This is a genomic window from Streptomyces sp. NPDC052023 (genome assembly GCF_044548465.1).
Classification (GTDB): domain Bacteria; phylum Actinomycetota; class Actinomycetes; order Streptomycetales; family Streptomycetaceae; genus Streptomyces.
Map to the genome: position 1 here is coordinate 82256 of NZ_JBIUBW010000021.1, position 26122 is coordinate 108377.

Annotated in this window: 31 protein-coding genes; 8 read left to right on the plus strand and 23 right to left on the minus strand. The window is 69.4% G+C overall.

Annotated elements, in window-relative coordinates; genetic code table 11:
* The first annotated feature begins 66 nt into the window (after positions 1-66).
* Together ACIHCM_RS31085 and ACIHCM_RS31090 are read left to right on the plus strand one after the other, a co-directional pair.
* On the plus strand, positions 67-627 hold the full coding sequence (locus tag ACIHCM_RS31085) for a hypothetical protein (protein WP_399903274.1): 561 nt from the start codon (positions 67-69) through the stop codon (positions 625-627).
* A complete protein-coding gene (locus tag ACIHCM_RS31090; RefSeq protein ID WP_399903108.1) occupies positions 608-1108 on the plus strand; it encodes a hypothetical protein in 501 nt (166 codons plus the stop codon). The genes ACIHCM_RS31085 and ACIHCM_RS31090 overlap by 20 nt, the downstream gene beginning before the upstream one ends.
* Positions 1109-1123: 15 nt before the next feature.
* Here ACIHCM_RS31090 and ACIHCM_RS31095 read toward each other — a convergent pair whose 3' ends face one another.
* Positions 1124-1369, minus strand: a complete 246-nt coding sequence (locus ACIHCM_RS31095) for a hypothetical protein (RefSeq protein ID WP_399903111.1) — start codon at positions 1367-1369, stop codon at positions 1124-1126.
* A gap of 434 nt (positions 1370-1803) precedes the next feature.
* Between ACIHCM_RS31095 and ACIHCM_RS31100 the strand changes: the two genes are divergently transcribed.
* Positions 1804-2838, plus strand: a complete 1035-nt coding sequence (locus tag ACIHCM_RS31100; RefSeq protein WP_399903114.1) for a calcium-binding protein — start codon at positions 1804-1806, stop codon at positions 2836-2838.
* Between the two features lie 277 nt (positions 2839-3115).
* On the opposite strand, the gene ACIHCM_RS31105 is transcribed toward ACIHCM_RS31100, so the two are convergent.
* From ACIHCM_RS31105 to ACIHCM_RS31155, 11 genes are all read right to left on the minus strand, one after another.
* A complete protein-coding gene (locus ACIHCM_RS31105) occupies positions 3116-4426 on the minus strand; it encodes a dicarboxylate/amino acid:cation symporter (protein WP_399903117.1) in 1311 nt (436 codons plus the stop codon).
* A 51-nt stretch (positions 4427-4477) separates the two neighbouring features.
* Positions 4478-4567 carry a putative leader peptide gene (locus ACIHCM_RS31110; protein ID WP_393112674.1) on the minus strand — a complete coding sequence of 30 codons (90 nt, stop codon included), beginning with the start codon at positions 4565-4567 and terminating at the stop codon, positions 4478-4480.
* Between the two features lie 129 nt (positions 4568-4696).
* A complete protein-coding gene (locus tag ACIHCM_RS31115) occupies positions 4697-4987 on the minus strand; it encodes a DUF4229 domain-containing protein (RefSeq protein ID WP_399903119.1) in 291 nt (96 codons plus the stop codon).
* Positions 4988-5075: 88 nt separating this feature from the next.
* Positions 5076-5600 (minus strand): GNAT family N-acetyltransferase, encoded by a 525-nt coding sequence (locus ACIHCM_RS31120; RefSeq protein ID WP_399903121.1) that lies wholly within the window; start codon positions 5598-5600, stop codon positions 5076-5078.
* A 16-nt stretch (positions 5601-5616) separates the two neighbouring features.
* Positions 5617-6261 (minus strand): UdgX family uracil-DNA binding protein, encoded by a 645-nt coding sequence (locus ACIHCM_RS31125; protein ID WP_399903124.1) that lies wholly within the window; start codon positions 6259-6261, stop codon positions 5617-5619.
* A 65-nt stretch (positions 6262-6326) separates the two neighbouring features.
* Positions 6327-7490: an aminofutalosine synthase MqnE gene (gene mqnE / locus ACIHCM_RS31130; protein ID WP_399903126.1), complete on the minus strand. Its 1164-nt coding sequence runs from the start codon at positions 7488-7490 to the stop codon at positions 6327-6329.
* A gap of 39 nt (positions 7491-7529) precedes the next feature.
* Positions 7530-7985: an Lrp/AsnC family transcriptional regulator gene (locus ACIHCM_RS31135; protein WP_399903128.1), complete on the minus strand. Its 456-nt coding sequence runs from the start codon at positions 7983-7985 to the stop codon at positions 7530-7532.
* A gap of 59 nt (positions 7986-8044) precedes the next feature.
* Positions 8045-8719: a UbiX family flavin prenyltransferase gene (locus ACIHCM_RS31140; RefSeq protein WP_399903131.1), complete on the minus strand. Its 675-nt coding sequence runs from the start codon at positions 8717-8719 to the stop codon at positions 8045-8047.
* A gap of 31 nt (positions 8720-8750) precedes the next feature.
* Positions 8751-9299 (minus strand): Uma2 family endonuclease, encoded by a 549-nt coding sequence (locus ACIHCM_RS31145; RefSeq protein ID WP_399903135.1) that lies wholly within the window; start codon positions 9297-9299, stop codon positions 8751-8753.
* 13 nt (positions 9300-9312) lie between these two features.
* Complete coding sequence (mqnP, locus tag ACIHCM_RS31150; protein WP_399903137.1) at positions 9313-10215, minus strand: menaquinone biosynthesis prenyltransferase MqnP; 903 nt, start codon at positions 10213-10215, stop codon at positions 9313-9315.
* Positions 10212-11663, minus strand: a complete 1452-nt coding sequence (locus tag ACIHCM_RS31155) for a menaquinone biosynthesis decarboxylase (RefSeq protein ID WP_399903140.1) — start codon at positions 11661-11663, stop codon at positions 10212-10214. Before ACIHCM_RS31155 ends, mqnP begins: the two co-directional genes overlap by 4 nt.
* 89 nt (positions 11664-11752) lie before the next feature.
* Between ACIHCM_RS31155 and ACIHCM_RS31160 the strand changes: the two genes are divergently transcribed.
* Positions 11753-12058: a PLD nuclease N-terminal domain-containing protein gene (locus tag ACIHCM_RS31160; RefSeq protein WP_399903143.1), complete on the plus strand. Its 306-nt coding sequence runs from the start codon at positions 11753-11755 to the stop codon at positions 12056-12058.
* A 5-nt stretch (positions 12059-12063) separates the two neighbouring features.
* Here ACIHCM_RS31160 and ACIHCM_RS31165 read toward each other — a convergent pair whose 3' ends face one another.
* Positions 12064-12615 (minus strand): hypothetical protein, encoded by a 552-nt coding sequence (locus ACIHCM_RS31165; RefSeq protein WP_399903146.1) that lies wholly within the window; start codon positions 12613-12615, stop codon positions 12064-12066.
* A gap of 171 nt (positions 12616-12786) precedes the next feature.
* On the opposite strand from ACIHCM_RS31165, the gene ACIHCM_RS31170 reads away from it, so the two are divergent.
* From ACIHCM_RS31170 to ACIHCM_RS31180, 3 genes are all read left to right on the plus strand, one after another.
* On the plus strand, positions 12787-13542 hold the full coding sequence (locus ACIHCM_RS31170; RefSeq protein ID WP_399903149.1) for a hypothetical protein: 756 nt from the start codon (positions 12787-12789) through the stop codon (positions 13540-13542).
* 55 nt (positions 13543-13597) lie between these two features.
* Entirely contained in the window at positions 13598-14047 is a 450-nt protein-coding gene (locus tag ACIHCM_RS31175; protein WP_399903151.1) for a nucleoside deaminase, read from the plus strand.
* 88 nt (positions 14048-14135) lie between these two features.
* Positions 14136-15086, plus strand: coding sequence for an isopenicillin N synthase family dioxygenase (locus ACIHCM_RS31180; RefSeq protein ID WP_399903277.1), 951 nt, complete (start codon positions 14136-14138; stop codon positions 15084-15086).
* A gap of 11 nt (positions 15087-15097) precedes the next feature.
* On the opposite strand, the gene ACIHCM_RS31185 is transcribed toward ACIHCM_RS31180, so the two are convergent.
* The 8 genes from ACIHCM_RS31185 to hemL form a co-directional block, all read right to left on the minus strand.
* Positions 15098-15505 carry a hypothetical protein gene (locus ACIHCM_RS31185; protein WP_399903154.1) on the minus strand — a complete coding sequence of 136 codons (408 nt, stop codon included), beginning with the start codon at positions 15503-15505 and terminating at the stop codon, positions 15098-15100.
* A 179-nt stretch (positions 15506-15684) separates the two neighbouring features.
* Positions 15685-16767 (minus strand): c-type cytochrome biogenesis protein CcsB, encoded by a 1083-nt coding sequence (gene ccsB / locus ACIHCM_RS31190; RefSeq protein ID WP_399903157.1) that lies wholly within the window; start codon positions 16765-16767, stop codon positions 15685-15687.
* Positions 16764-18518, minus strand: a complete 1755-nt coding sequence (locus ACIHCM_RS31195; RefSeq protein ID WP_399903160.1) for a cytochrome c biogenesis protein ResB — start codon at positions 18516-18518, stop codon at positions 16764-16766. The genes ccsB and ACIHCM_RS31195 overlap by 4 nt, the downstream gene beginning before the upstream one ends.
* 3 nt (positions 18519-18521) lie before the next feature.
* A complete protein-coding gene (locus ACIHCM_RS31200) occupies positions 18522-19283 on the minus strand; it encodes a cytochrome c biogenesis CcdA family protein (RefSeq protein WP_399903280.1) in 762 nt (253 codons plus the stop codon).
* Between the two features lie 10 nt (positions 19284-19293).
* Complete coding sequence (locus ACIHCM_RS31205; protein WP_399903163.1) at positions 19294-19899, minus strand: TlpA family protein disulfide reductase; 606 nt, start codon at positions 19897-19899, stop codon at positions 19294-19296.
* 66 nt (positions 19900-19965) lie between these two features.
* Positions 19966-21243: a hypothetical protein gene (locus ACIHCM_RS31210; protein ID WP_399903166.1), complete on the minus strand. Its 1278-nt coding sequence runs from the start codon at positions 21241-21243 to the stop codon at positions 19966-19968.
* Between the two features lie 137 nt (positions 21244-21380).
* Positions 21381-22061, minus strand: a complete 681-nt coding sequence (locus ACIHCM_RS31215) for a histidine phosphatase family protein (RefSeq protein ID WP_399903169.1) — start codon at positions 22059-22061, stop codon at positions 21381-21383.
* Positions 22058-23374: a glutamate-1-semialdehyde 2,1-aminomutase gene (gene hemL / locus ACIHCM_RS31220; RefSeq protein WP_399903172.1), complete on the minus strand. Its 1317-nt coding sequence runs from the start codon at positions 23372-23374 to the stop codon at positions 22058-22060. Before hemL ends, ACIHCM_RS31215 begins: the two co-directional genes overlap by 4 nt.
* A 459-nt stretch (positions 23375-23833) precedes the next feature.
* Here hemL and ACIHCM_RS31225 point away from each other — a divergent pair, with 459 nt between their 5' ends.
* The gene (locus ACIHCM_RS31225) at positions 23834-24271 is read left to right on the plus strand and encodes a hypothetical protein (protein WP_003974483.1); all 438 of its coding nucleotides are present in this window, start codon (positions 23834-23836) and stop codon (positions 24269-24271) included.
* A 13-nt stretch (positions 24272-24284) separates the two neighbouring features.
* On the opposite strand, the gene ACIHCM_RS31230 is transcribed toward ACIHCM_RS31225, so the two are convergent.
* The gene (locus tag ACIHCM_RS31230; protein WP_399903175.1) at positions 24285-25004 is read right to left on the minus strand and encodes a TIGR03943 family putative permease subunit; all 720 of its coding nucleotides are present in this window, start codon (positions 25002-25004) and stop codon (positions 24285-24287) included.
* Positions 25001-26044, minus strand: a complete 1044-nt coding sequence (locus ACIHCM_RS31235) for a permease (RefSeq protein ID WP_399903177.1) — start codon at positions 26042-26044, stop codon at positions 25001-25003. Before ACIHCM_RS31235 ends, ACIHCM_RS31230 begins: the two co-directional genes overlap by 4 nt.
* Positions 26045-26122 lie beyond the last annotated feature (78 nt).

The window sequence follows — 26122 nt, forward strand, 5'->3', positions numbered from 1 at the left end:
CAAGGGTCGGGCAAGCGGAAGCACCTGTACTCCGGGTTCCTGCGGTGCGCGTATTGCGGGTCCGTCATGCGCGTCCAGTGGGCGACCATCCAGGGACGGACCTTCCGGCGGACGTTCTGTCACTCGGGGCAACGAGGCAGGAACGGCCGCCTGGGCTGCGGCAAGGTGAGCCGCAAGTACGAGTGGATCGAGGAGCGACTCAACGAGGTGATCGAGGCGGCGCTGCAATCCCGTACGCCTCGGAAGGAAGAGGTACCCGCGGAGGATCTCGCGGGTGAGATCAACCTTCTGGAGAACCGCATCCGGGCACTTCGAGATCGCTGGAAGGAAGGAGACATGGAGGACGAAGACTACTTCGATTCCTTGGCTCACCTTCGCACGGAGCTCCAGACCCTACGCACGCGCGAAGCCACAACGGTCATCCGTCGGTCCCGCGCCGAGACGGATGTACTTGCAGTCTGGAAGGACGAAGAGCCCGAGAACCTCGAACGCCGCCGCGCCATCGTGGCGACCGTGCTCGACCACGTTGACGTTTTCAGCATCGGCCGTGGCAGGCGCAAGCCGCCCGAGATCACCTCAATCAAGATCACGCCGGTCGGCGCGTCGAATGAGGCTGCGCCGAAGTAACCGGTTCGAAGCGGCCGGCAACGTAGCTATCGGTTTCTGCCACTGCTTCCGCGACCTCAAGATGCGACGGGAAGCCGTCGTGCAGGCCCAGCGCGCCGTCGACAGCACCGACCCGAAATACACCCGCACGCTGGGCCTCTGCCGCATGGTGCTCGCGCGAAGTCAGCTACTGAACGGCGAGTTTGAAGCCGCCGTCACCACCGCGAGCCTCGCAATGGACGGCGGCGACTCCCTACAGTCCACTCGCTTCCAGCGTTACGTGACCGACTTTCAGGACGAGGTCAGCGTGTACTCGGCGAACCCCGCTGTGGAGACCTTAACGAGAAGGTGCACGACGCGGTCAACCGCCTGGACGAGGACGACGAGTAACAGCTACCAGGGCCGCCAGGCCCGAGGCGCACCGTCGTTCCGCAGACCGGCGATGCGCCGGCGGTACTCGGCCGCGGTTTCCTTGTTCTCCTGCACGTTCCGCACACCGTAACTCGGCGTACCGGTCTTACCTTTTGCGCCACCGCTTCCGCAGAAGGACCTTGTCGTCATCCGGGATCACGGCCCGGGTCGAGCCGCAACTGTTGCTTTTCGAAGGGGCGAACGACGGGAGGACAAGCCCCTCCGGCACGGTGAGCGAGCGCAGATCCCGGAGGACGCCGCCCAGCTCCCCGTACGTCGCCTTTTGGTCACCCTCGACAATCAGATGCCAGAACGTCACGGGGTGGCCATCAATCAAGAACGGCTGCTCCAAGTCTTCGATGATCCGAGCAGCCGGGAACCCTTCCCCTGCCAGCCACCGCGACACGGCCACTTCGGTGTTGGCCTTGGGTAGCCACTCCTCCCCCCGGCGCTGAACGCACTGTCCGTCGCACGGGGGAAATTGGACACCTGCAACTCCATGCGACCGACTGCTCACTTGGAGCATGACCACTCCTGGATTTGCTTCCACAGGGGATTCCCCGCACTCTTGAGTTGAGACAAAAGCGCCGTGGCAGGCCGGTCGGGATTCCTTCGACAAGCCAGCCACTCACGTGAAGCCGGTCCAGCTCAGCGAGCCTTGGAGAGCACTCCGACCGCTGGGGCATGCACCAACGGCAGTTGCCATTAACTTGCCACCCTGAGCGACCGCTGCGCTGGGGGTACATCGCAGCACGATCGAAAGCGCCTGAGTCGAAAGTTTGCGCCATGAGAAGAATCTGGGTCGGCTTTGCTGCGATGTCGCTCTTGATGGCCGGGCAGCTACTTGGCCATTCTGGGACTGCGCACGCGGCGGACACCAGCGTCTTCATAGAGGAGAAAACCAAAAATTTGGTAATTCTGGCGGAAGCGGGAGCGAACAACGCTATCAAGATCACCGCGTCGGGGCCTGATTTTGTTGTCACTGATTCAGGAGTCGCGCTCATCGGAGGTAACGGGTGTACGGCATTCCCAGCGGAAGTACGTTGTCCTGCCACGGGAATAGCGCGCGTCGTCGTTCACGCGGCAGATGGCAACGACGACGTCACAGTCACTCCGAACATTGCCGGTTTCGCCGCTCTCCATGGCGATGATGGCAACGAAACACTACAGATCGGGTCTGGCGGGTTCCTGGGTGGCGGCGAAGGAAAAGACAAGCTATTCGGTGGGCGCGGCGACAACATGATCTTCGGGGGGACGGGCGATGACGAACTGTACGGTGGGCCAAGCCTTGACAACCTCAACGGCGAAGACGGCAAAGACTATCTCTACGCGCAAGAGGGCGGCGACACCCTCCGAGGCGGCAGAGGTGAGGACGAACTCATCGGAGATGCCGGCACCGACACGCTCGAAGGCGAGCAGGACTACGACCGTTGCTACGGCGGGGACCACAACGACATCATCAACGGCGGAACCGGTAAGGACTTTGTGCTCGGCGGAAACGGAGATGACCAGGTAACGGGTGGCACTGAACACGATGTCGTACGCGGTGACGCTGGCGCGGATTGGGTACGCGGAGGCACCGACAGCGACATTTTGTTGGGTGGTGAAGGCTGGGACTCCCTCGATGGCGAGTCTGGTAACGACCATATCGAAGGCGACGCCGGATGGGACAAGCTGTGGGGCGGGGTGGATGATGATGACCTGTTCGGCGAGATCGGCAACGACACGCTGGATGGGGGCGACGGCGGCAATGACTATGCGCATGGTGGGGACGGCACCGACGAGTGCCGCGGCGAACGAGAAGTACGCTGTGAGCGGTGAACTCCCGTGTGTCTCATAAGACGTTGTCAGGCGCCGTTGGGTCAGATATCGCCCGTACAAGTCCTAGAGTCGCTGACGAGCTGGACAAGGAACTACGCGCCAGGTACCTGCGCGAAGCCGCCTTGCGCGACTTCCACGAACAGGTCATGACCATCAAGCGAGGCGCCGCCAGGCCAGAGCTTTCGTTCTGATCCAGCCCATCAAAGATCCGGACCCCGTTCCATCGACGAACGGGGCCCGGATCAATGGCGCGGCGACACCGCCGCAGTGTCCGCGATCAGACGGCGGCAGCCATCACCCGAGGTTCGTCCGCGTCAACAGGTGCCGTGGAGACGCCGTTGTACTTGTCGCGGTCGAGGATCTTCTCCCGCGACGCCACCAGCAACGGGCATACAACTTGTCCAGCTACGTTGGTGGCCGTCCGCATCATGTCCAGGATCGGGTCGATGGCGAGCAGCAGGCCGACGCCCTCCATGGGCAGGCCGAGGGTGGACAGGGTGAGCGTCAGCATGACCGTCGCGCCGGTCAGGCCGGCCGTGGCGGCGGAGCCGACGACCGACACGAACGCGATCAGCAGGTAGTCCCCGATCCCGAGCTGGATGCCGAAGATCTGCGCCACGAAGATCGCGGCGATGGCCGGGTAGACCGCGGCGCAGCCGTCCATCTTGGTGGTCGCGCCGAACGGCACGGCGAAGGACGCGTACTCCTTCGGGACGCCGAGGCGCTCGGTGACCCTCTGGGTCAGCGGCATGGTGCCCACCGACGAGCGCGAGACGAAGGCCAGCTGGATCGCGGGCCAGGCGCCCTTGAAGAACTGGAGCGGGTTGACCTTGGCGACGGTGGCGAGCAGCGCCGGGTAGACCACGAAGAGGACGATCGCGCAGCCGACGTAGATGTCGGCGGTGAAGGTGGCGTACTTGCCGAGCAGGTCCCAGCCGTAGGTGGCGATGGCCGTGCCGATGAGGCCGACGGTGCCGAGCGGGGCGAGCCGGATGACCCACCACAGGGCCTTCTGGAGGAGCTCGAGGACGGACTCGCTCAGGGTGAGGATCGGCTGGGCCTTCTCGCCGAGCTGGAGGGCGGCGATGCCGGCGACGGCGGCCATGAAGACGATCTGGAGCACGTTCAGTTCGGTGAACGGCGTGATGACGTCGGTCGGGACGATGCCGGTGAGGAAGTCGATCCAGGAGCCGGTCTTCTCGGGCAGGTCACCGTCCTTGGGGGTGAGGCCGGTACCGGCGCCGGGGTCGGTGACCAGGCCGATGGCGAGACCGATGGCCACCGCGATCAGCGAAGTGATCATGAACCAGAGGAGGGTGCGGGACGCCAGGCGGGCCGCGTTGTTGACCTTCCGCAGGTTGGTGATCGACACCAGGATCGCGAAGAAGACCAGCGGGGCGACGGCGAGCTTCAGCAGGCCTATGAAGGTGTCGCCGACCTTCTCCAGGGTGGTGACGAGCCAGGACATGTCCTGGCTCCTGGCTATCCAGCCGAGCAGGACGCCGAGGACGAGGCCGAGGAGTATCTGGGCCCAGAAGGGGACCTTGAAGGGCAGCTTGACGGACTGCGTGTGCGTGGACACGGGCATGCTCCGGTGAGGGGTGCGCGGGGGCTGACGTGGGGCGGGGGTCGCGGAACGTCAGGGGCGACAGATCGCGGACGCGCACCAGCAGAGGTCCACGTGCAGACGCGCCACCAGCAGCGGGCACACGGGCATGCTTTCGGGCATGGCGGGCGCGGCTGATGACTTCATGCGGCAGACCTTAACACCGGAGCTTTGAGATACTCAAAGCCTTACTTTGACAGGCACATAGCGGGCATTGCCTTAGGAATGCCCGCAAAGCACCGTCGGCGGGGTCTACCCCTGCGCTCGCGCCGCGTCGTCGGCGCCGTCCTCCTGGCTGCGGTTGGCCTCGAAGGTGGCCTTGACGCGATCCACCTTCTGCACGATCCGCTCGGACGCCCGGTCCCGCTCCTTGCGCAGCACGACGAAGCTGATCGGCGCGGAGATCACGAGCGCGAGCAGCACCACCCAGATGCCGTTGGAGGCGCCGAGCCCGCGGGGGGCCACACCGGAGTAGACGAGGCCCCAGACGACCACGAGGCAGCCCACGAAGATTCCGAGGCGCATCAGCGTGTAGCGGAGCATCTCAATCCACTCTTCCGTTTCGAACGGCCAGAACTACCCAAAGGCACCGTCCAGTGAAGCACGCCGGTGCACCGATCTTGAAAGGGGGTCAGCCCAGCGGCAGCAGCATGATCACGTCGTCGCGGTCGTCGCCGGGGGCGACCCGGATCGCGTCGGGGATGCGGCCGACCTCCTTGTAGCCGCAGCAGCCGTAGAAGCGCTCGAGACCCAGCCCGCCCCGGCAGGTCAGCCGTATCGCCTCGATCCCCTCGAACCCGCGGGCGGCGTCCGCAGCGGCGGCCATGAGGTCCCGGCCGTAGCCCTTGCCCTGGTGCCGCGGGTGCACCATCACCGTGTACAGCCACACCCAGTGGGTCATCAGCCGGTGCGTGTTGAAGGTGAAGAAGGCGGTCGCGGCGACCCGCCCGTCCCCGTCCCGCCCGACCAGCAGCCGGGTCCGCCCCTCGACCATGGCGACCAGGTGTTTCACCAGTTCGGGCCGGATCGCCTCCCGGGTCACGGGAGGGACGAATCCGACGGAGCCGCCGGCGTTGGACACGTCGGTCCACAGGTCGAGGATCTCGTCACGAAGTGAGCGGTCGACGGCGGGATCCAGCGTGAACGTAAGGGACATGCGCGCATGGTACCTATTACGAAAGTACGCGCGCCGCCACCCCGAGATCCGAGACCAGCCCCTGGTACGCCGCCTCCCGGTCGTCCGCACGCAGCACCGACGACGGGTGAACGGTCGGCACCAGCCGCTCGGGGTGCCCGTGGATCTCCTCCTCCAGTACGGTCCCCCGCACCTGCGTCACCCGGAACGACGAGCCCAGCAGCGCCTTGCCCGCGGTCGCGCCCAGCACCACGATCAGCTCGGGCTCGACGAGGGCGAGCTCGGCGGCGAGCCACGGACCGCACGCGGTCATCTCGCGCAGGCTGGGCGCCTTGTGGATGCGCCGCTTACGGGGTTCCGCCTGGGTGAACTTGAAGTGCTTGACGGCATTGGTGACATACGTCTCACCAGGGTCGATCCCGGCCTCCGCGAGCGCCCGGTCGAGCAGCTTCCCGGCGGGGCCCACGAAGGGCCGGCCCTGGCGGTCCTCCTGGTCGCCGGGTTGCTCGCCGACGAGCATCACGCGGGCGTCCTCGGCGCCGGTACCGAACACGGTCTGCGTGGCCTCACGGTGCAGGGGGCAGCCCCGGCAGCCGGCGGCGGCCTCACGCAGCTCCGCGAGCCCGGCGCGCTCCGGCACGAAGGGCTCGGCGGTGTACTGGTCCTCGGGTGCCCTGCTCACGACCGCCGAGTACCCACCTCAGGGACGCGGGGGGACCACGGCCCGCGGCAGGGCGGCCCGGAACGTCAGATCCGCATCGGCTGCGGCGCCTCCCGGCGCGCCGGGTCGGGACCCTCGAACTCGCGGATGATCTCGTACCGCGTGTTGCGCTCCACCGGGCGGAAGCCCGCGTCGCGGATGAGGTCCAGCAGGTCGTCGCGGGTGAGCTTGCTGGGCGTGCCGTAGTTGTCGGCGTCGTGAGTGATCTTGTACTCGACGACCGAGCCGTCCATGTCGTCCGCGCCGTGCTGGAGGGCGAGCTGGGCGGTCTGGAGGCCGTGCATCACCCAGAAGACCTTGACGTGCTGCACGTTGTCGAAGAGCAGCCGGGAGACGGCGAAGGTCTTCAGGGCCTCCAGCGGGGTCGCCATGGCCGTACGGGCCTGGAGCCGGTTGCGGACCTTGCCGTCCTTCATGTCGACGAAGTCGTGCTGGTAGCGCAGCGGGATGAAGACCTGGAAACCGCCGGTCTCGTCCTGGAGTTCACGCAGCCGCAGTACGTGGTCGACGCGGTGGCGGGGCTCCTCGATGTGGCCGTAGAGCATGGTCGAGGGGGTCTTGAGCCCCTTCTCGTGGGCCAGCCGGTGGATGCGCGACCAGTCCTCCCAGTGCGTGCGGTGGTCCACGATGTGCTGCCGGACCTCCCAGTCGAAGATCTCGGCGCCACCGCCGGTGAGCGACTCCAGACCGGCGTCGATCAGCTCGTCGAGGATCTCCGAGGCCGACAGGCCGGAGATGGTCTCGAAGTGGTGGATCTCGGTGGCGGTGAAGGCCTTCAACGAGACGTTCGGGAGGGCGGCCTTCAGCTCGCGCAGGGAGCGCGGGTAGTAGCGCCACGGCAGGTTGGGGTGCAGGCCGTTGACGATGTGCAGCTCGGTGAGGTTGTCCGCCTCCATCGCCTTGGCGAGCTTCACGGCCTCCTCGATGCGCATCGTGTACGCGTCCTTCTCCCCCGGCTTGCGCTGGAAGGAGCAGTACGCGCAGGAGGCCGTACAGACGTTGGTCATGTTGAGGTGGCGGTTGACGTTGAAGTGGACCACGTCGCCGTTCTTGCGCGTGCGCACCTCGTGGGCGAGGCCGCCCAGCCAGGCCAGGTCGTCCGACTCGTACAGCGCGATGCCGTCCTCGCGAGTCAGCCGCTCACCGGAGCGGACCTTCTGCTCCAGCTCGCGCTTGAGCCCGACATCCATGCGCACACCTTTCTCCGACGGCCTCCGCCAAAGGTACGCCTACACCTCCTCCGGCAGCTCACCCACCCTGTTCTCCCACTTGGTCGACAGCACGACGGTGGTACGGGTGCGGGAGACGCCCTTGGTGCCGGAGAGCCTGCGGATGATCTTCTCCAGCCCGTCCACGTCGGTCGCCCGCACCTTGAGCATGTACGAGTCGTCACCGGCGATGAACCAGCAGTCCTCGATCTCCGGCAGGTCCCGCAGCCGCTGCGCCACGTCCTCGTGGTCGGCGGCGTCGGAGAGCGAGATGCCGATCAGGGCGATGACGCCGAGCCCGAGCGAGGCGGCGTCCACGGTGGCGCGGTAGCCGGTGATGACGCCGGCCGCCTCCAGCCGGTTGATGCGGTCGGTGACGCTGGGCCCCGACAGTCCGACGAGGCGCCCCAGCTCCGCGTAGGAGGCCCGGCCGTTCTCCCTCAGGGCCTGGATGAGCTGCCTGTCCACGGCGTCCATGCGATCGAAGCCTTCCGCTGAAGAGGTCTGAGGAGTTGCTGATGGATGAAGGGTGAGGCTCAGGTGGTGCGCGAACCGCCGCCGAGTTCACCGGCCCAGCGGCGGTAGAGCGTGTGGGGGACGCCGGCCGCGTCGAGGACCCTTCCGGCGACGAAGTCGACGAGGTCCTGGATGTGGGTGGCGCCCGCGTAGAAGGCGGGCGAGGCGGGTACGACGGCCGCGCCGGCGTCGTCCAGGGAGACGAGGTGGCGCAGCGTCTGTCCGCCGAGCGGCGCCTCCCGCACGGCGACGACCAGCGGTCGTCCCTCCTTCAGGGTGACGCTCGCGGCCCGTTGCAGCAGGTCCTTGGAGAGCCCGAGGGCGACTCCGGCCACGCAGGCGGTGGAGGCGGGCACGATGAGCATCCCCTTCGCGGGGTACGACCCGGAGGACGGCCCGGCGGCCAGGTCGCCCGCGCTCCAGTGCCGTACGCCGTCGAGGTCCACGGCGAAGGTGCCGGGCTTTCCGTCGGCCCCCCTGGCCAGCCATTCCCGCAGGTCGCTGCGCCAGTGCGCGTCCCGGAACGAGAGCCCCGTCTCGTCCAGGAGGGTGAGCCGCGAGGCCCGGCTGACGACGAGGTCGACACTCTCGCCGGCATCCAGCAGCGCGCGCAGCACGGCAGCGGCGTACGGCGTACCGGAAGCTCCGGACACCCCCACGATCCAAGGCACGCGCTGCGATTCCCCTGCGTTCACATCTTGAGCGTACCGGTGGGTGGGGCGGACCTCAGGACGGGTACGGGTCGGCGGGCAGGCGCCCGGTGTCGAGGGTGAGGCGCCCCGGCCCGATGTCCAGGGTGATCTCGCCGCCGTACGGGATGGTGTCGCGGCCGAGGTAGCCGTCGGGGCCGGGGTGCCGCAGGGTGACGAGATGCGCCTGCTGCGGTTCGGCGATCAGATGGTGCGGGATCCCCCGGGCCGCGTACTGACGGTTCTTCACCTCGTGGTCGACGCGGACGCTGCTCGGTGAGACGACCTCGACGGCCGGCTCGATGATCTCGGCCGGGTAGCAGGCCTGATTGCGGTCCTCTTCGGCGGCCGGAATGAGAGCCAGGTCGGGGCAGAACGCGAAGTCACCGCTGAAGGGGATCGCCACGTCGCTGACGCAGCCCCACTCCGGGCCGAGCTGGGCGTCGAGCTGCGTCCACAGCCTCATGACGGTCTTGTTGTGGAACGGCCTGAGCGGGCTCGCCACGATACTGCCCTCGACGATCTCCGTACGGAAGCCGGGGAAGGCGTCCTCGCATCGGGCGAGCTGGGCGCGCAGGCGGTTCACACGGCGGACGGTCTCATACCGTCAGTCCCCGGACCAGCAGATCCAGCAGCGCGCACACGAACAGGGCAATCCCGATGAAGCCGTTGACCGAGAAGAAAGCCCGGTTCAGCCGGGACAGGTCGTGCGGGCGGACGATCGTGTGCTCGTAGACGAACGCGCCCGCGACGATCAGCAGGCCCAGCCAGAAGAACGCGCCGGCGCCGGTGGCCAGGGCGTACCAGACGAACAGGGCCGTCGTCAGGGTGTGGCACACGCGGGCCGCCCAGATCGCCGCCGGGATGCCGAAGCGGGCCGGCACCGACATCACACCGATCTCGCGGTCGGTCTCGACGTCCTGGCAGGCGTAGATCAGGTCGAAGCCGCCGATCCAGATGCCGACGGCGAGACCGAGGATCACGGCCTCCCAGGACCAGGCGCCGCTGATCGCCAGCCAGCCGCCGACCGGGCCCATCGCCTGGGCGAGGCCCAGGATGGCCTGGGGGAAGTTCGTGAACCGTTTGCCGTAGGGGTAGACGACCATCGGGATGACCGCGACCGGGGCGAGGGCCAGGCACAGGGGGTTCAGGAGCGCCGCCGCGCCGAGGAAGACGACCAGGGCGATCAGGGCACCGGTCCAGGCGTGCCGTACCGACATCGCGCCGGTGACCAGCTCGCGCTGGGCCGTGCGCGGGTTCCGGGCGTCGATCTCGCGGTCGATGATCCGGTTGACGGCCATGGCGAAGGTGCGCAGCCCGACCATGCAGACGGTGACCAGGAGCAGCCGGCCCCAGTGGATGTTGCGGTCCCACTCGAACATCGCCGTCAGGGCGGCGATGTAGGCGAAGGGCAGGGCGAAGACCGAGTGCTCGATCATCACCAGCCGCAGGAAGGCCTTGGTGCGCCCCGGCTGGGGCAGGGCGGCGGATACGGAACTCACAGGCCGTACTCCCTCCAGCGGCGGTCCACCTTGGCCGCCGTCTCCGGATCGGACTCCACCATGTCGGGCCATCCCCCGTCGCGCGTGTACCCCTCCTCGGGCCACTTCTTCGTCGCGTCGATGCCCGCCTTGCCGCCCCAGAACTGCTGGTACGACGCGTGGTCGAGATGGTCGACGGGGCCCTCGACGACGCTGAGGTCGCGGGCGTAGTCGGTGTTGCCGAGGGCCCGCCAGGCGACCTCGTGCAGGTCGTGCACGTCGCAGTCGGAGTCGACGACCACGATCAGCTTGGTCAGGGACATCATGTGCGCGCCCCAGATCGCGTGCATGACCTTCTGCGCGTGCTTGGGGTACTTCTTGTCGATCGAGACGATCGCGCAGTTGTGGAAGCCGCCTGCCTCGGGCAGGTGGTAGTCCACGATGTCCGGCACGATGATCTTCAGCAGCGGGAGGAAGAACCGCTCGGTCGCCCGCCCCAGGGGCCCGTCCTCGGTCGGCGGCCGGCCCACGACGATCGACTGCAGCAGCGGCCGCTTCCGCATCGTCACGCAGTCGATCTTCAGCGCCGGGAACGGCTCCTGCGGCGTGTAGAACCCGGTGTGGTCGCCGAACGGCCCCTCGGGCAGCATCTCGCCGGGCTCCAGCCAGCCCTCGACGACGGCCTCCGCCTGCGCCGGCACCTGGAGCGGCACGGTCTTGCAGTCCACCATCTCGATCCGCTTGCCCGCGAGGAACCCGGCGAACAGGTACTCGTCGATGTCGCCGGGGAGCGGAGCGGTGGAGGCGTACGTCACGGCGGGCGGGCAGCCGAAGGCGATCGCGACCGGCAGCCGCTCCCCGCGCCGGGCCGCCACCTGGTAGTGGTTGCGGCTGTCCTTGTGGATCTGCCAGTGCATGCCGATGGTGCGCTTGTCGTGGCGCTGGAGGCGGTACAGGCCGAGGTTGCGGACGCCGGTCTCCGGGTCCTTGGTGTGGGTCAGGCCCAGATTGAAGAAGGAGCCGCCGTCCTTGGGCCAGGTGAACAGGGCGGGCAGCTGCTCCAGGTCGACGTCGTCGCCGTGCAGGACGACCTCCTGCACAGGGCCGTCCTTGACCTTCTTCGGCGGTACGTGCGTCATCGTGCCGAGCTTGCCGAAGGCCTCGCGCACACCGACGAACCCGTGCGGCAGTTCGGGCTTGAGCAGCCCGCCGATCTTCTGTGAGATCTCGCCGTACGACTTCAGCCCCAGCGCCTTCAAAAGCCGCCGGTCGGTTCCGAACACGTTCATGGCGAGGGGCATGGACGAGCCCTTCACCTTCTCGAAGAGCAGTGCGGGGCCGCCCGCCTTCTGCACCCGGTCGACGATCTCCCCGACCTCCAGATACGGGTCGACCTCCACCTTGATGCGCTTCAGGTCCCCCTCGCGCTCCAGTGCCCTGAGCAGGGAGCGAAGATCGTCGTAAGCCATGCGGTCAAGTATCCCCGAGGGGCTACCCTGGCCCCGTCACGGGGGCCGTGCGCGCGGCCCCCGACCGCCGTTCCACGAGGTGACTGCCGATGCTCCGGATCCTGATGTTCGTCGTACCGCTGGCGCTGAGCGTCTACGCGTTCATCGACTGCATCAGCACGGACGAGAAGGACATCCGGCACATCCCGAAGGCTTTGTGGGCGATCCTGGTGCTGCTGTTCCCGCTCGTCGGCTCGATCTCCTGGCTGATCGCGGGCAAGCACCGCCGCCCGGCAGGCCAGGTCGGCCGCCGCCGCTCCCAGTGGGTCGCCCCCGACGACAACCCGGAGTTCCTGAAGTCGCTCTCCGAGGACGAGGACGACAAGGACCGCAAGAAGGACGGCGACGACGCCTGACGCCGTCAGTCGGCGGAGGCCTGCCCGGCCCGCACGACCCTGATGTGCTCGGCGCCGAACTCCCCCAGGACGGCCTTTTCGGCGGCCTCCGGGTCGTCGACACCGACGTTCACCCACCCCCGCTCGTCCACCCCGACCTCACGGAGCTGGAAGGTGCCGTCCCAGCGGTGCATGTCGGCACCGATGCGCTCGGCGAGGTCGTCCAGCTCGCGGCGGCTGACGTCGGTGTCGTGCAGCCGCACGGTCACGCCCTTTCCGGCGGCGGCGCAGACGTCGGAGTCGAATGCCGCGGAGGGCACGCGATAGACGTCCGCGGCCCGGTCGCCCTCGTCGGCGGAGAGGCCCGTGAAGACGCCCGGGTGGCGCTGCCGGGCGATCCGGTCGACGGACACCAGGCTCTCCCGCAGGCTCCGGCCGGACACGCCGCCGGAGCAACGGGAGGCCACCGTGGGCTCGCCCACCCCGGGATCCGTCCCTGGACGCTCCTCGGCGGCGCACCCCTGGAGCCCCCCGAGTACCAGCACAGTGGCCGCCACGGCCCATGTACCCCGCTTCATCTCCGCCTCCGTCCGCCACGCGTCCTCACTGTGACGCCGAAGGGCCCGTGTACGTTCGGTCACGCCGACCGGGGCGCTGCACGACAGCGTCATCGGTGATCGGGCTTCCAACCCGCCCCGGTGGCCGTACATTTGACGGTCCGGTGGGAGGAGACGGGGGGCATGTGACCGATGACGAACCCAGGCACCCCGGCCCCGCAGTCACCGCCCCCCGCCCCGCCCGGCCGACGGGCACGGTTCGTCACCTGGTACCGGCAGCAGGATCCCGGGGTCAAGGCGGCGGTCTTCGGATTCGCCGGTGCGGTGCTGGCCGCCCTGATCGGGGCGGGCGCGACCGTGCTCGTCGTGATGATCGGACCGGCGGGCGACGCGGGCGGCGAGACGGCGGCTTCCGGCAGCCGGTCCCCGTCGCCGGCAGACCCCGGACCCGCCGGTACAGGCCCGGCCGGCCCGGTCACCACGCCCGCCCCGCTCCCGCCCACGACGGACTCGCCCTCGCCGCCCTCCCGGACGGCATCACCGGCGCCCGAGCCCGATGACGGAAGGCAACCCGCTCCGGCCCCGCCCGCCGAGCCGCGCGTCCGCTGGCAGGGCTCGGTGGTCCTGGACGGCACCGCGGGAGCCAGGGGCTGGTTCTTCGACTCCGTACCGCCGAGCCGGTCAGCGGGGGGCGATCTCTGGATCGGCGGCGCCGGCGAGGTGTACGGCCCCTGGGCGATCGCCGCGTGGCGGGGCCCGGGTCCGCCGGAGCGCGCCGAGTGCGTGACGCTGCTCACCACCGAGCTGGGCGTGCGGAGACTGGACGTCCAGGTGGGTGACCGGGTCTGCTTCGCCACGGAGAACCGGCGTATCGGCTCCTTCCAGGTGACGGACGTTCCCGGCCCTGAGTACATACGGCTGGCGGTGACCGTCTGGGAAGGTCCGTGACGTACCGGACCGGCCGGGCGTTGCCGGGGTGCCGTCGCACCGGGAGAGTGGACCCATGGATGAGGCACGGTCACGGGCATGGCTCGCCACCGCCGTCGCCGAGGCCCGCGCCGGGCTTGCCGAGGGCGGCATCCCGATCGGTGCCGCGCTGTACGGCCCCGACGGCACACTGCTCGGCCGGGGCCGTAACCGGCGCGTGCAGGACGGCGATCCGTCCACGCACGCGGAGACGGCGGCCTTCCGCGCGGCGGGGCGGCAGCGGTCGTATCGCGGTACGACGATGGTGACGACCCTTTCGCCGTGCTGGTACTGCTCCGGTCTGGTACGGCAGTTCGGCATCTCCCGGGTGGTGATCGGCGAGGCCGTCACCTTCCACGGCGGGCACGACTGGCTGGCGGCGCACGGGGTGGAGATCGTGCTCGTGGACGACCCGGAGTGCGTGGCGATGATGCGCGACTTCGTCCAGGAGAACCCGGCTCTGTGGAACGAGGACATCGGTGAGTGACCTTGAAGGCCTCCACGGCCCCCAGAACCCCCAAGACCCCCAAGGCCTCCAAGGCCTCCAAAGCCGCCAGGCCCCCCAAGCCCCGCGGATCCCGACCATCGATCTACGGCCCTGGCTGTCCGGCGGCCCCGAGGCCCGCGCCCGGATCGCCCGTACCGTCGACGAGGCCCTGCAGAGCGCCGGTTTCCTCCTGGTCACCGGGCACGGCGTGGACCCGGGCCTGCGTGCCCGCATCCGTGCGAGCGCACGCGCCTTCTTCACCCTCCCCGAGTCCGTGAAGCGGCGGTACGCCGCGAAGGTCGGCGGGCGCGGCTGGCTCGGGCCCGGCGCGGAGGCCAACGGCTACGCGGAGGGCACCGAGACCCCGCCGGACCTCAAGGAGTCACTGACCTTCGCGACACACGAGCCGTTCGGCGACCCGGCGGTCGACGCGCAGTGGTACGCGCCGAACGTCTTTCCGGCGGAGGTGCCCGAGCTGAGGCCGCTCTGCGAGGAGTACCTGGCGAGGATGGCCGGACTGGAGAACGAGCTCCTGACCCTCCTCGGCCAGGCCCTCGGCCTCGAACCCGACTTCTTCACCCGGCACATGGCCCACCCGACGTACGGCTTCAACATCAACTGGTATCCGGGCAGGGACGTCGTCGGCGTGCCCGAGCCCGGCCAGTTCCGGATCGGCCCGCACACCGACTTCGGCACGGTCACGATCCTCGACCGGCAGGCGGGCAGGGGCGGGCTCCAGGTGTACACGGACGAGGGCGGCTGGGAGGACGCCCCGTACGACCCGGACGCCTTCACCGTCAACATCGGTGACCTGATGGCCCGTTGGACCGGCGACCGCTGGCGCTCCGGCCGCCACCGGGTCCTGCCGCCGTCCGCGCAGGCCCCGACGGAGGAGCTGATGTCCCTCGTCTACTTCGGCGAGTGCACCCCGGGCACCCGGGTGGAGTCGGTCCCGGCGCCGGTGGGGCGGGGGGCGTACGCGCCCGTGGACTCGCACGTGTATCTGCGGGAGAAGCTGGACTCGATCGCGGTGGAATGAGCCCGTGCCCGTCACGGGGGCCCCGCCTGCAGCACCTCGATCAGCCGCTGGAAGCGGGACCGCCAGCCGCGTTCCGTCTCCTGCTCCCCCTCGAACTCATGGGTGAACCGCAGCGCGCTGCCCTGTTCCCCGTCCCGTTCCAGATGGAAGCGGATACGGCCGCCGCCCTCCACGGTGTACTCGGCGACCCGGTCGACATCCCAGGCGGTCACCTCCCCGGACCCCAGGTCACGCAGGGTGACCGCCCCGCCGAGGTGCGGTTCGAGCACGTCGGCCGGGGTGAACCAGGCCGCCAGCCCCTCTGCGGAGGCCACCGAGGGCCAGACCTCCCCCATGGACCGCGGCAGCCGCACCAGGAAATGCAGGATGTGCGTGTTCCCGTGGGTCTGGCTGATGCCCTGCTCGATGGAACCGCTCATGACACCAGCCTGACCCGTCACGAGACGTCGCGCACGTGTTACGGACGCTCCCCCGCCTTGTCGACGACCGCGCGCTCCAGGACCGCGCTCATGCCGTCCACCGAGCCGTCGGCATCGAGCTCCCGCTCGCCGAGGAAGGTGAACGTCCCGTCGTCGAAGATCAGCTCGTCGCGGGGTGCTCAGACGCCCGCGTAGGAGTGCTTGCCGGAGACGAAGATGTTGACGCCGTAGTAGTTGAACAGCCAGCACCCGAAGGCGACCAGCGCCAGGTACGCGGCCTTGCGGCCCTTCCAGCCGGCCGTGGCACGGGCGTGCAGGTAACCGGCGTAGGCGACCCAGGTGATGAACGACCAGGTCTCCTTGGGGTCCCAGCCCCAGTAGCGGCCCCACGCGTCGCCCGCCCAGATCGCGCCCGCGATGATCGTGAACGTCCACAGCGGGAAGACGGCGGCGTTGACCCGGTAGGAGAACTTGTCCAGGGAGGACGCGGCGGGCAGCCGCTCCAGGACCGAAGTGGCGAACCGGCCCGGGACGCCCCCGCCCGCGAGCTTGTTCTCGTAGGAGTCGCGGAAGAGGTACAGCAGCGTGGAGACCGCTCCGACGTAGAAGACGGCGCCGCACAGGATCGCCGTGGAGACGTGGATGTACAGCCAGTACGAGTGCAGGGCGGGAACCAGCTGGTCGCTCGCGGTGTACAAGACGGTGACGGCCACGCCGAGATCGAGGAGGATCGACGTGATCAGGGGAAGGCCGAGCCAGCGGACGTTCTTCCTCAGCGCGAGCAGCGTGAGGTACACGCCGACGGCGACGGTGGAGAAGGTGATGTTGAACTCGTACATGTTGCCCCACGGCGCCCGCTGCACCGACAGGGCCCGGGTGAGCACACCGCCGAACTCGATGAGGAACGCGAGCACGGTGAGGGACACGGCGATACGCCCGTAGAGGTCGCCCTGCTCGTCACCGCCGTGCGCTCCGGGCCCGTCGGGCACGTCACGGGTGCCGGCCGCCGCCCGGACGACGACCTTCGGCCGCTCCATCACGGCGGTCCCGCCGGCCTTCCTCACCGTGACGGCCGGCGCCGGGGCGGCGGCCCCCTCGGGGGCGGTGAGCGCGGCGGCCGTCCGGCCGACCTTGCTGCGGCTGCCGAAGATCCATTCGGTGATGTAGGCGAAGAAGGCCAGGGTGTAGACGGCCATCGCGGAGTAGATCAGCGTGTTGCTGAGGTCCGCGAGGTTCTCATTGGTCGCGGCGGCGAGATTCACTTCTCAGCCCCTTCGGCAGGTGCGGCATCGGGGTCGGGGTCGGATTCGGGGGAATCCGCGGGATGGTCTTCGGTGTCCGGCGCGCCCGGCGCCTTCTCGTACAGCGTCGCGGCGAGGTCGCCGAGCTCCTCCGGCACCTTCGCGGACTCGCTCCGGCCGAGGCCGGCCATCTCCACGACGGTGACGCCGTCGTCACCCCGCACCGCACGCACCCACACGCGGCGGCGCTGGACGAACAGGGAGGCGGCCAGGCCCAGGATCGCGGCGACGGCTCCGGTCAGCGCCCAGCCACTGCCGGGTTGCTGGGTGATCTGGAAGCCGGCCCACTCCTTGACGCCCTCGAAGGTGACCGAGCCGGCCCCGTTCGGCAGCGTCATGGTCTCGCCGATGGCCAGCCGCTGCTTGAACAGCTTGCCCTTGGAGTCCTTGAACTCCTTCAGGTGGCTCTTGTCGAGCTGGTAGACGCTCTTCGGGATGCCCGAGTTCACGCCCAGGTCGCCGTGGTACGCCGACAGCGCGAGCCGCGGGTTCAGCAGCGCCGGGAACTGGGAGAGCATCGTGCCGTGGCCCTCACCGGCGAAGCTGGGCACGAAGAAGGCGTTGAAGCCGAGCTGCTCCTTCTCCCCCGCGGCGTTGCGGTAGCCGTCCCTCACCATGATCGCGCCGGAGGAGGTGACGTTGGCGTCCAGCGGCAGCAGCGGCACCGCCTCCTTGTCCATCACGACGTTCCCCTTGGCGTCCCGGACGGTGACGATCGGGGCGTAGCCGTGGCTGACCAGGTAGACCTTGGAACCGTCGATCTCCAGCGGCTCGTTGACCTTGACCGTCTTGTCCTGGTCCTTGCCGAAGGCGCCGACGCCGTAGGTGAGGCTCGCCTCGAAGGTGCGCGGGGTGCCCCGGTTGGGGCCGGTGGCCTCGTAGGTGCCGTGGAAGTCGTTCAGGGTGAAGCTGAACGGGTCCAGGTCGTCCGTCGTGAAGAGGTTGCCGGACTTGAAGTCGTCGTACTGCGTGAGGGTGTTGGCGAAGCCGTCGCCCTCCAGGATCAGCTTGTTGCCCTCGGACTTGAACAGCTGGCCCCACGCGAAGGCGATCAGCATCACGATCAGCGCGATGTGGAAGGCGAGGTTGCCGACCTCCCGCAGATAGCCCTTCTCGGCGGCGACCGCGTCACCGGCGAGGTGGGCGCGGAAGTGGCGCTTCTTCAGCAGCGTGAGCGCCGCCTCGCGGACCTGCTCGGGCTCGGCCCCGGTGCGCCAGGTGGTGTAGGCGGGCAGCCGGGTCAGGCGGCGGGGCGCCGCCGGCGGGCGGCCGCGCAGCTGTCCGGCGAACTGCCAGGTGCGCGGGACGATGCAGCCGATGAGGGAGACGAACAGCAGGATGTAGATCGCGGAGAACCACACCGAGCTGTAGACGTGGAAGAGGCCGAGGGTGTCGTAGATCGGCGCGAGGGTCTCGTGCCGCTTGCGGAAGTCGGCGACCTGGGTCGCGTCGACTCCGGTCTGCGGGATCAGCGAGCCGGGGATCGCGGCCAGGGACAGCAGCAGGAGCAGCAGCAGCGCGACCCGCATGGAGGTCAGCTGCCGCCAGAACCAGCGGGCCCAGCCGATGACGCCGAGGGCGGGCAGGTTCGGGGCGTCCTCCGCGGGCGCGGTGGACAGCTGGGAGCCGGCCGCGCCGAGGTCCTGGTCCGGGCTCTGGTCCGGGGCCTGGTCCTCAGGAGCGCTCGTCACCCTTGCCGTGGTCTTGCTCATCGATCAGATCCCCACAGTGAAGCCGTTGGACCAGGTCTGCATCTCCTGCACCAGGCGGTCCCACGCCCCGGTCAGCAGCAGCACACCGGTCGCGATCATCATGATCCCGCCGATGCGCATCACCCACACATAGTGGCGCTTGACCCAGCCGAAGGCGCCGAGGGCCTTGCGGAAGGCGACCGCGGCGAGCACGAAGGGGACGCCGAGGCCGAGGCAGTAGGCGATGGTCAGGATGGCCCCACGGCCCGCGCTGGCCTGGTTGGACGAGAGCGCGAGCACGGAGGCGAGGGTCGGGCCGATGCAGGGTGTCCAGCCGATGCCGAACAGTGCGCCGAGCAGCGGGGCGCCGACGAGCCCGGTCGACGGCCGGGTGTGGAAACGGAACTCCCGCTGGGTGAGCCAGGGCATCAGCCCCATGAAGAAGACACCCATGAGGACCATGAGCACACCGAGCACCTTCGTCAGCGTGCTCTGGTGCTCCATCAGCGTCGAGCCGAAGTAGCCGAACAGCGCGCCGCCGGAGACGAAGACGGCGGTGAAGCCGAGTACGAAGAGCGAGGCACCGACGACCATCCGGCCCCGCCGGGCCTCGGCGAGGTCGGTGCCGGTGACCCCGGTGACGTACGAGAGGTAGCCGGGGACGAGCGGCAGGACGCACGGGGAGAAGAAGGAGACCAGGCCGCCGAGGAGCGCGACGGGCAGGGCCAGCAGCAGCGCGCCGCCCCGCACGGTGTCGTTGAGCCCGGTGGCGGCGAGCTCGGTCATTGCGGTCACGTCATTTCTCCGCGAGGACCGGGTCGAGCATCTCGCGCATCTTCTCCTCGCTCAGCGGCTGGAGCGTGCGCGCGGCGACCTTGCCGTCCCGGTCGATGACGAGCGTGGACGGGATGGCCTGCGGGTTGAGCGTGCCCTTCTCGAACCGGAGCATCAGCCTGCCCGCCGGGTCGTACAGACTCGGGTAGGTGACGCCGAACTCCTTCTCGAAGGCGAGCGCCGGACCGGTGCTGGTGTCCCGGGTGTTGATGCCGACGAACTGGACGCCCTGGTCCTTGGTGTCCTGGTAGACCGCTTCGAGGTTCTTGGCCTCGGCCCGGCACGGGGCGCACCACGAACCCCACACGTTGAGGACGACGACCTTGCCCTTGTAGTCGGCGACGTCGAGTTGCTTGCCGTCGATGGTCTTCCCGGACAGGTCGGGCGCCGGCGCCCGCTCGCCCTTGCCGGCGGTGTCGATGCCGTCGGCCCCCGCGACGAAGTTGGTCTCGCCGCCTCCCCCGGACGTACCGCCGGAGCCGCACGCGGACAGCAGCAGCGCGGCGGCGGCGACGCCGGAGGTGGCGAGCAGGGCGGTACGGCTACGGGCGCGACGGGCGGCACTCATGTGAAAAGTTTCGCATGCCCGTTCTGGGGATCTTGCGCACCCCCCTCGGGGGCGGATACCCGCATTTCAGGCAGCGTTCCGGGACTCCGTGGTGCTGCTCGCGGGCGCCTGGACGAAGCCCTTCCAGCCACCGGCGGGAGCCTGCCCCACATCCAGGGTGCGCAACTGGTCGAGCACCTCGGGCTTCTGCACGTCGAGCCAGTCCACGAACTGCCGGAAGGAGACCAGCCGGACGTCCTCGCCCTTGTCCCGCTCCCGCGCGATGTGCTTGAGGGCTTCCTCCACGGCGTCCATGTATATGCCGCCGTTCCACTGCTCGAAGTGGTTGCCGACGAAGAAGGGTGCCCGATTTGTCTCATATGCCCGCCGGAAACCCTGGATGTAGGCCTGCGCGGACTGCTCGCGCCAGCCCGGGTAGTTGTACGCGGGGGCGTTGGTGGAGTTCACCGACTGGTTGGCGAGCATGTTGTAGTCCATCGAGAGGACCTCGAACGAGCGCCCGGGGAAGGGTATCTGCTGGAGCGGAAGGTCCCATATGCCCTGTTTCTTCTGCGGCCAGACCTGACGGCCACCCGGCGACGACGCGTCGTAGCGCCAGCCCAGCTCGCGCGCGGTGGGCAGTAGGTTGTCCTGACCGAGCAGGCAGGGCGTGCGGCCGCCGACGAGCTCCTTGTCGTAGTCGAAGGGCAGCGCGGGCAGCTCGGTCCAGCCGCCGTTGGTCCGCCACTCCTTCACGAACGACTTGGCCTGGTCGATCTCGCTGCGCCACTGCTGCGGCGTCCAGTTGGCGACCGAGCCGGACCCGGCGCAGAAGTGGCCGTTGAAGTGGGTGCCTATCTCGTGGCCCTCCAGCCAGGCGCGCCGGACGCCCGCCAGCGTGTCCTTGATGTGCGCGTCGGTGAGGTAGCCGATGTCGGAGGCGCCGCGCGGGTTGTTCGGCGGGTCGTAGAGCCGCTTCTTCGACTCGGGCAGCAGATACAGCCCCGAGAGGAAGAAGGTCATGTGCGCCTCGTGCTCCCGTGCGAGGTCGAGGAAGCGCGGGAAGAGCCCGTTGCCCACCTCACCGGCGCCGTCCCAGGAGAACACCACGAACTGCGGCGGGGTCTGACCGGGCTCCAGCGGCACCGGCTCGGCGGGCTGCTTCGGCTGCTTGCCCGTGAAGGAGGTCGAGCCGTCGCCGATCGGGCGGGCGGTGGGCTTCGGGCTGCCTTCCGGACTCCGCCCGGAACCGCCCGCGTGGCTGGGACCGTCCGAGGAAGTGAGGGTTCCGCATCCCGCGAGCCCCAGGGCGGCCGCGGCTCCCGCGCCGAGACCCATCGCTCCCCGTCGACTGATGTGAGGCATGCCATCCCCATCCGTTGCGCTCTGTGGTGTCACCCAGTCAGAGAGCGCGACGAACGGGGAGGTTCCTCGCATCAGCTAACGATTCCGAACAACGGCAACGAATGCGTCACAGTGAACGAATGCGTCACAATGGACGGCTACGCCCCGAAAGCCTTGTCCTTGCCCTTCACGGGCCTGGCACCGGCCAGCAGGTGCGGCGGGACGAGATCACGGGCGGGCTCGCTGTAGCCGACGGACACGATCCGGTCACCCTCGTACGTGAAGGACGTCAGCGACGCGAGCGTGCACTGCCGGCGACGCGGGTCGTGCCACAGCCGCCGCTTCTCGACGTACGACCGCACGATCCAGATCGGCAGCTGGTGGCTCACCAGCACGGCCTCGTGACCGCGCGCCGCGTCCTTCGCCGCGTCCAGAGCGCCCATCATCCGGATGACCTGCTCGACGTACGGCTCACCCCAGGACGGCCGGAACGGGTTGACCAGGTGCTTCCAGTTCCCGGGGCTGCGCAGCGCGCCGTCGCCCACGCCGAAGGTCTTGCCCTGGAAGACGTTGTCGGCCTCGATCAGCCGCGGGTCGGTCGCCAGGTCCAGCCCGTGCGCCTTGGCGATCGGCGTCGCCGTCTCCTGCGCCCGCTCCAGCGGAGACGCCACGACGTACGTCACGTCTCGGGAGGCGAGGTGCTCGGCGACCCGGTCGGCCATCTGGCGTCCCAGCTCGGACAGGTGGTACCCGGGCAGCCGCCCGTACAGCACCCCGTCCGGGTTGGCGACCTCGCCGTGCCGCATCACGTGGACGACGGTGATGTCCCGCGCGCTCATGCCGTGGCCTCCGCAGCCGCGCGGGCCGCCGCAGGGAGGGCGTCGGCGATCCGCTGCACCGCGCGCTCGTCGTGCGCGGTGGAGACGAACCAGGACTCGAAGGCGGACGGCGGCAGATAGACGCCGTTCGCCAGCATGGCGTGGAAGAAGGCGGTGAAGCGGTACGAGGCCTGCGCCTTGGCGTCCTCGTAGTCGCGCACGGCGCGGTCGGTGAAGAACACCGAGAACATGTTGGAGGCGTTCTGCAGGGTGTGCGCGACGCCCTCCTTGGTGAGCGCCTCGCCGACCAGCGCCTGGATCTGCCGAGACACCTCGTCCACCTTGGCGTACGCGGCGTCGTCGAGCAGCCGCAGCTGGGCGAGGCCGGCGGCCGTGGCGACCGGGTTCCCGGAGAGGGTGCCGGCCTGGTAGACGGGCCCGGCCGGGGCGAGGTGCGCCATGACGTCCGCGCGCCCACCGAAGGCCGCGGCGGGGAAGCCACCGCCCATCACCTTGCCGAAGGTCATCAGGTCGGGCACGACGCCGTCGACGCCGTACCAGCCGGAGCGGCTGGTACGGAAGCCGGTCATCACCTCGTCGGAGACGAAGAGCGCCCCGTTCTGCGCGCACGCGTCCTTCAGGCCCTGGTTGAAGCCCGGCGCCGGCGGCACGACGCCCATGTTGCCGGGGGACGCCTCGGTGATCACGCACGCGATCTCGCCGGGGTGGGCGTGGAAGGCGGCGTGCACGGCTTCGAGGTCGTTGTACGGCAGGACGATGGTGTCGCCGGCCTGGGCGCCGGTGACGCCCGGGGTGTCCGGCAGCGCGAAGGTGGCCAGACCGCTGCCCGCGGCGGCGAGCAGGGCGTCGACGTGGCCGTGGTAACACCCGGCGAACTTGATCACCTTGGTCCGCCCGGTGAACCCGCGCGCGAGCCGGATCGCGGACATGGTCGCCTCGGTGCCGCTGGACACCAGCCGCACCTGCTCGACCGGCCCGACCCGCCCGACGATCTCCTCGGCGAGCGCGACCTCACCCTCGCCGGGCGTTCCGAAGGACGTACCGCGCGTGACCGCCTCCTGGACGGCGGCGATCACCTCGGGGTGGGAGTGCCCGAGGATCATGGGCCCCCAGGAACACACGAGGTCGACGTACTCCCGTCCGTCCGCGTCCGTCAGATACGGTCCGCTGCCGGACACCATGAACCGGGGCGTCCCGCCCACGGCGCGGAAGGCCCGCACCGGGGAGTTGACGCCGCCGGGCGTGACGGCGGCCGCACGGTCGAATAGAGCCTGCGAGACAGGTGCTTCGTATGAATAGGGCAGTTCGCTCATGACGTGCGACTTCTCCGACTTCTCGGACTTCCGGTTGCCAGTGACTTCCTCAGGGTAGGACGCGGCACCCCGTGATCGATCCTCCTCCACCCCGCTCCGTCTGCGAAACTGAGACCTGATACACACAGCTCTTGCGGGGCATGGTGATCAGGGGCTGCGAAGATCCTGCGGACAGGTGTTTCACCGCACGTTTCGGCGCGCGGCCGTGGGGGAGGTCACTGACACGATGATCGGGTTGCGCGGCGGGGGCCACGCGTCCTAGAAAAGCAGTCGGGTGGAGATATGCATCGCGGTGGCGGACTGGGCGAGGGGACTGATGACCTGGGTCCTCGACGCGCCCGGCGGGGAAGGCACCGGCGCGACGCGGAGGAACCGGCCGAAGCACGTCAGACACAGGGTGTACCGAGTGAGCCCGAGCGGGTCGACCGACTCCGGGCCGGGAGCAGGAATGGTGGTCGGGTGGGGGTGACGTACAAGTACTTCGGCGCGCCGGACGGTGCGACGGCGGCCCGCGTCCCGATCTCCATGCGCCCCGAGGAACTCGGCGGCGACGAACTCGGCATGAACGGCATGTTCACCAAGATCAAGCCCGAGACGATGGCCGCGATGGTGCTCACCGGCATCGAAGGCGTCCCCCTGCACAAGGTCCCCCCGCTCGAACTGGTCGTCCTGCACCCCGACTACGCGGTGGTCAAGCTCCCGATGACCGTCGTCGACCCCCTGCGCGGCATCGGCGAGGAGGCGGTGGGCGCGGCGGCCTTCATCTGGTCCACGGTCCCGGACCGGGGCGGCCCGCGCGACGCGTTCAACGTGTACCAGCTGCTGCACGAGTGGCAGGACTTCAGCCATCGGCTGCATGAGGCGGGGCATCAGCCGTACTGCTTGGTGTGGCCCTGAGCCCGCCCGGATTTCACGGTGCCGTGAGCGGCAGGGCGTCCGTGTAGCCGTTGGCCGGCTTGGTGACCCTTCTGACGGTGTGGGCGTCCAGGGCGGCCGGGGCCGACTTCGTGCCCAGGGTGCCGGACGGGTGCCAGGTTCCGGTCAGGGTCACCCACGTGTCGGCCGGCGGAGCCTGGACGCCGTGGACGCGGACCTTCACCGACTGGGCGTCCGCCGCGCAGCAGCTCAGCATCAGCCGGGTCAGGTACCAGCCGTCCCCGGCCGGCGTGACGAAGCCCGTCAGCTGCACCGTGCGGCCCTTGATCGCCTGCTCACGGTCCTGCTGCACGCGCTGCGTGAAGTCGGTGAGGGTCATCGGCAGCGGCGAGGTCGCCGGCAGCGGGTCGAAATGGTCCTCCTGCGCGACCGGCTTGGCGGCCTCACGGGAGGCGGTGAAGGCCCCGAGTGCCGGTGGGGCGTAGAAGAGCAGACTCAGGGCGGGGAGGAACAGCAGCCAGGCGACCTTGGGGGTGCCGGAGTGCTCGCCGCCCGAGCAGTCGTGGGCAGCCTGGTCCTTCCTCCCCCACCAGGCCTCCGCCACCGCCAGCGCGAGCAGCAGCACGCCGGAGGCGATCAGCAGCGGACGCATGCCCTCCTTGACGTAGCGCAGGTACAGGTCGCTGAAGAGGCAGGAGTGCAGGACGGCCAGGCCGCTGAGGGCGAGCAGGGTGATCTGGACGAGTCGCCTCACAGGAGTACCGCTCCGATCAGTACGGCGGCCAGGATCGCCACGACCGTCGTGGCGGCGGAGAAGCGGATCGCGAACGCCCGCCCGAACGTGCCCGACTGCAACGCGATCAGCTTCACGTCGACCATCGGTCCGACGACCATGAAGGTCAGCCGGGCGACCGGCGAGAACCCGGTGAGCGAGGCCGCGACGAACGCGTCCGCCTCCGAGCACACGGCGAGCACGATGGCCAGCCCGGCGAGGAAGAGCACGGACAGCCAGGGAGAGCCGGAGAAGGTCTCCAGCACGGAGCGCGGGACGGCCACGTTGAAGGTGGCGGCCGCCATGGCGCCGACGACGAGGAAGCCGCCCGCGTGCAGGAAGTCGTGCTGGAAGCCGCGCCGGAACTCGTCCCAGCGGCTGTGGCCCGGGTGGTGACCGGTGTGAGGGACCGCCGGCTTCAGCCACTCCGTGCGGCCCAGCGCAAGCCACAGCCAGCCCATCGCCACCGCCGTGACGAGCGAGGCGAGCAGGCGGGCCAGCACCATCTCCGGGCTGCCCGGGAAGGCGACCGCCGTGGCGGTCAGGACGATCGGGTTGACGGCGGGGGCCGACAGCAGGAACGCGAAGGCGGCGGCCGGGGTGACCCCCCGTCCGATGAGGCTCTTCGCGACCGGCACCGACGCGCACTCACAGCCGGGCAGCACGACCCCGGCGGCCCCGGCGACGGGCACGGCGAGCGCCGGACGCTTCGGCAGCAGCCGGTTGAACACGTGCGCCGGCACGAACGCGTTGATCGCGCCCGACAGAGCCGTGCCGAGCAGCAGGAACGGCAGCGCCTGCACGGTGACGGCAAGGCACACCGTCCGCCACGCCTGCACGGCCGGTTCGTCCGCCCACCGGCCGACGGCGAGCAGGAGCGCGCCGGGGAGGACCGCGGCGGCCAGCAGCAGGAGCGGCCAGTGCCGGGGCCAGGAGGGGGCGGCTGCGGCGCCGTCGGTACCCCGTGGCACACCGTCGCTCGCCCGCTCCCCGTGCGGGGCTATCTGTTCGGTCTTGTGCATGCAGGCTCCGCGCGTGTCGGGTCGAACGCAGCGACGATAGCGGGCGCCCGGCGCCCACGGGCCACGGCTTCGGACGGA

Excerpts from the sequence above, each read along its gene's own strand:
- ACIHCM_RS31110 (WP_393112674.1), bottom strand. The coding sequence starts at position 4,567 with ATGCCCGAAAGCATGCCCGTGTGCCCGCTGCTGGTGGCGCGTCTGCAC.
- ACIHCM_RS31105 (WP_399903117.1), bottom strand. The coding sequence starts at position 4,426 with ATGCCCGTGTCCACGCACACGCAGTCCGTCAAGCTGCCCTTCAAGGTC.
- ACIHCM_RS31120 (WP_399903121.1), bottom strand. The coding sequence starts at position 5,600 with ATGTCCCTTACGTTCACGCTGGATCCCGCCGTCGACCGCTCACTTCGT.
- ACIHCM_RS31195 (WP_399903160.1), bottom strand. The coding sequence starts at position 18,518 with ATGAGCAAGACCACGGCAAGGGTGACGAGCGCTCCTGAGGACCAGGCC.
- ACIHCM_RS31135 (WP_399903128.1), bottom strand. The coding sequence starts at position 7,985 with ATGGACGCCGTGGACAGGCAGCTCATCCAGGCCCTGAGGGAGAACGGC.
- ACIHCM_RS31210 (WP_399903166.1), bottom strand. The coding sequence starts at position 21,243 with ATGCCTCACATCAGTCGACGGGGAGCGATGGGTCTCGGCGCGGGAGCC.
- ACIHCM_RS31185 (WP_399903154.1), bottom strand. The coding sequence starts at position 15,505 with ATGAGCGGTTCCATCGAGCAGGGCATCAGCCAGACCCACGGGAACACG.
- ACIHCM_RS31100 (WP_399903114.1), top strand. The coding sequence starts at position 1,804 with ATGAGAAGAATCTGGGTCGGCTTTGCTGCGATGTCGCTCTTGATGGCC.
- mqnE (WP_399903126.1), bottom strand. The coding sequence starts at position 7,490 with ATGGATGTCGGGCTCAAGCGCGAGCTGGAGCAGAAGGTCCGCTCCGGT.
- ACIHCM_RS31170 (WP_399903149.1), top strand. The coding sequence starts at position 12,787 with ATGACGAACCCAGGCACCCCGGCCCCGCAGTCACCGCCCCCCGCCCCG.
- ACIHCM_RS31160 (WP_399903143.1), top strand. The coding sequence starts at position 11,753 with ATGCTCCGGATCCTGATGTTCGTCGTACCGCTGGCGCTGAGCGTCTAC.
- hemL (WP_399903172.1), bottom strand. The coding sequence starts at position 23,374 with ATGAGCGAACTGCCCTATTCATACGAAGCACCTGTCTCGCAGGCTCTA.
- ACIHCM_RS31175 (WP_399903151.1), top strand. The coding sequence starts at position 13,598 with ATGGATGAGGCACGGTCACGGGCATGGCTCGCCACCGCCGTCGCCGAG.
- ACIHCM_RS31205 (WP_399903163.1), bottom strand. The coding sequence starts at position 19,899 with ATGAGTGCCGCCCGTCGCGCCCGTAGCCGTACCGCCCTGCTCGCCACC.
- ACIHCM_RS31090 (WP_399903108.1), top strand. The coding sequence starts at position 608 with ATGAGGCTGCGCCGAAGTAACCGGTTCGAAGCGGCCGGCAACGTAGCT.
- ACIHCM_RS31115 (WP_399903119.1), bottom strand. The coding sequence starts at position 4,987 with ATGCTCCGCTACACGCTGATGCGCCTCGGAATCTTCGTGGGCTGCCTC.
- ACIHCM_RS31215 (WP_399903169.1), bottom strand. The coding sequence starts at position 22,061 with ATGAGCGCGCGGGACATCACCGTCGTCCACGTGATGCGGCACGGCGAG.
- ACIHCM_RS31155 (WP_399903140.1), bottom strand. The coding sequence starts at position 11,663 with ATGGCTTACGACGATCTTCGCTCCCTGCTCAGGGCACTGGAGCGCGAG.
- ACIHCM_RS31085 (WP_399903274.1), top strand. The coding sequence starts at position 67 with ATGCGCGTCCAGTGGGCGACCATCCAGGGACGGACCTTCCGGCGGACG.
- ACIHCM_RS31200 (WP_399903280.1), bottom strand. The coding sequence starts at position 19,283 with ATGACCGAGCTCGCCGCCACCGGGCTCAACGACACCGTGCGGGGCGGC.
- ACIHCM_RS31235 (WP_399903177.1), bottom strand. The coding sequence starts at position 26,044 with ATGCACAAGACCGAACAGATAGCCCCGCACGGGGAGCGGGCGAGCGAC.
- ACIHCM_RS31165 (WP_399903146.1), bottom strand. The coding sequence starts at position 12,615 with ATGAAGCGGGGTACATGGGCCGTGGCGGCCACTGTGCTGGTACTCGGG.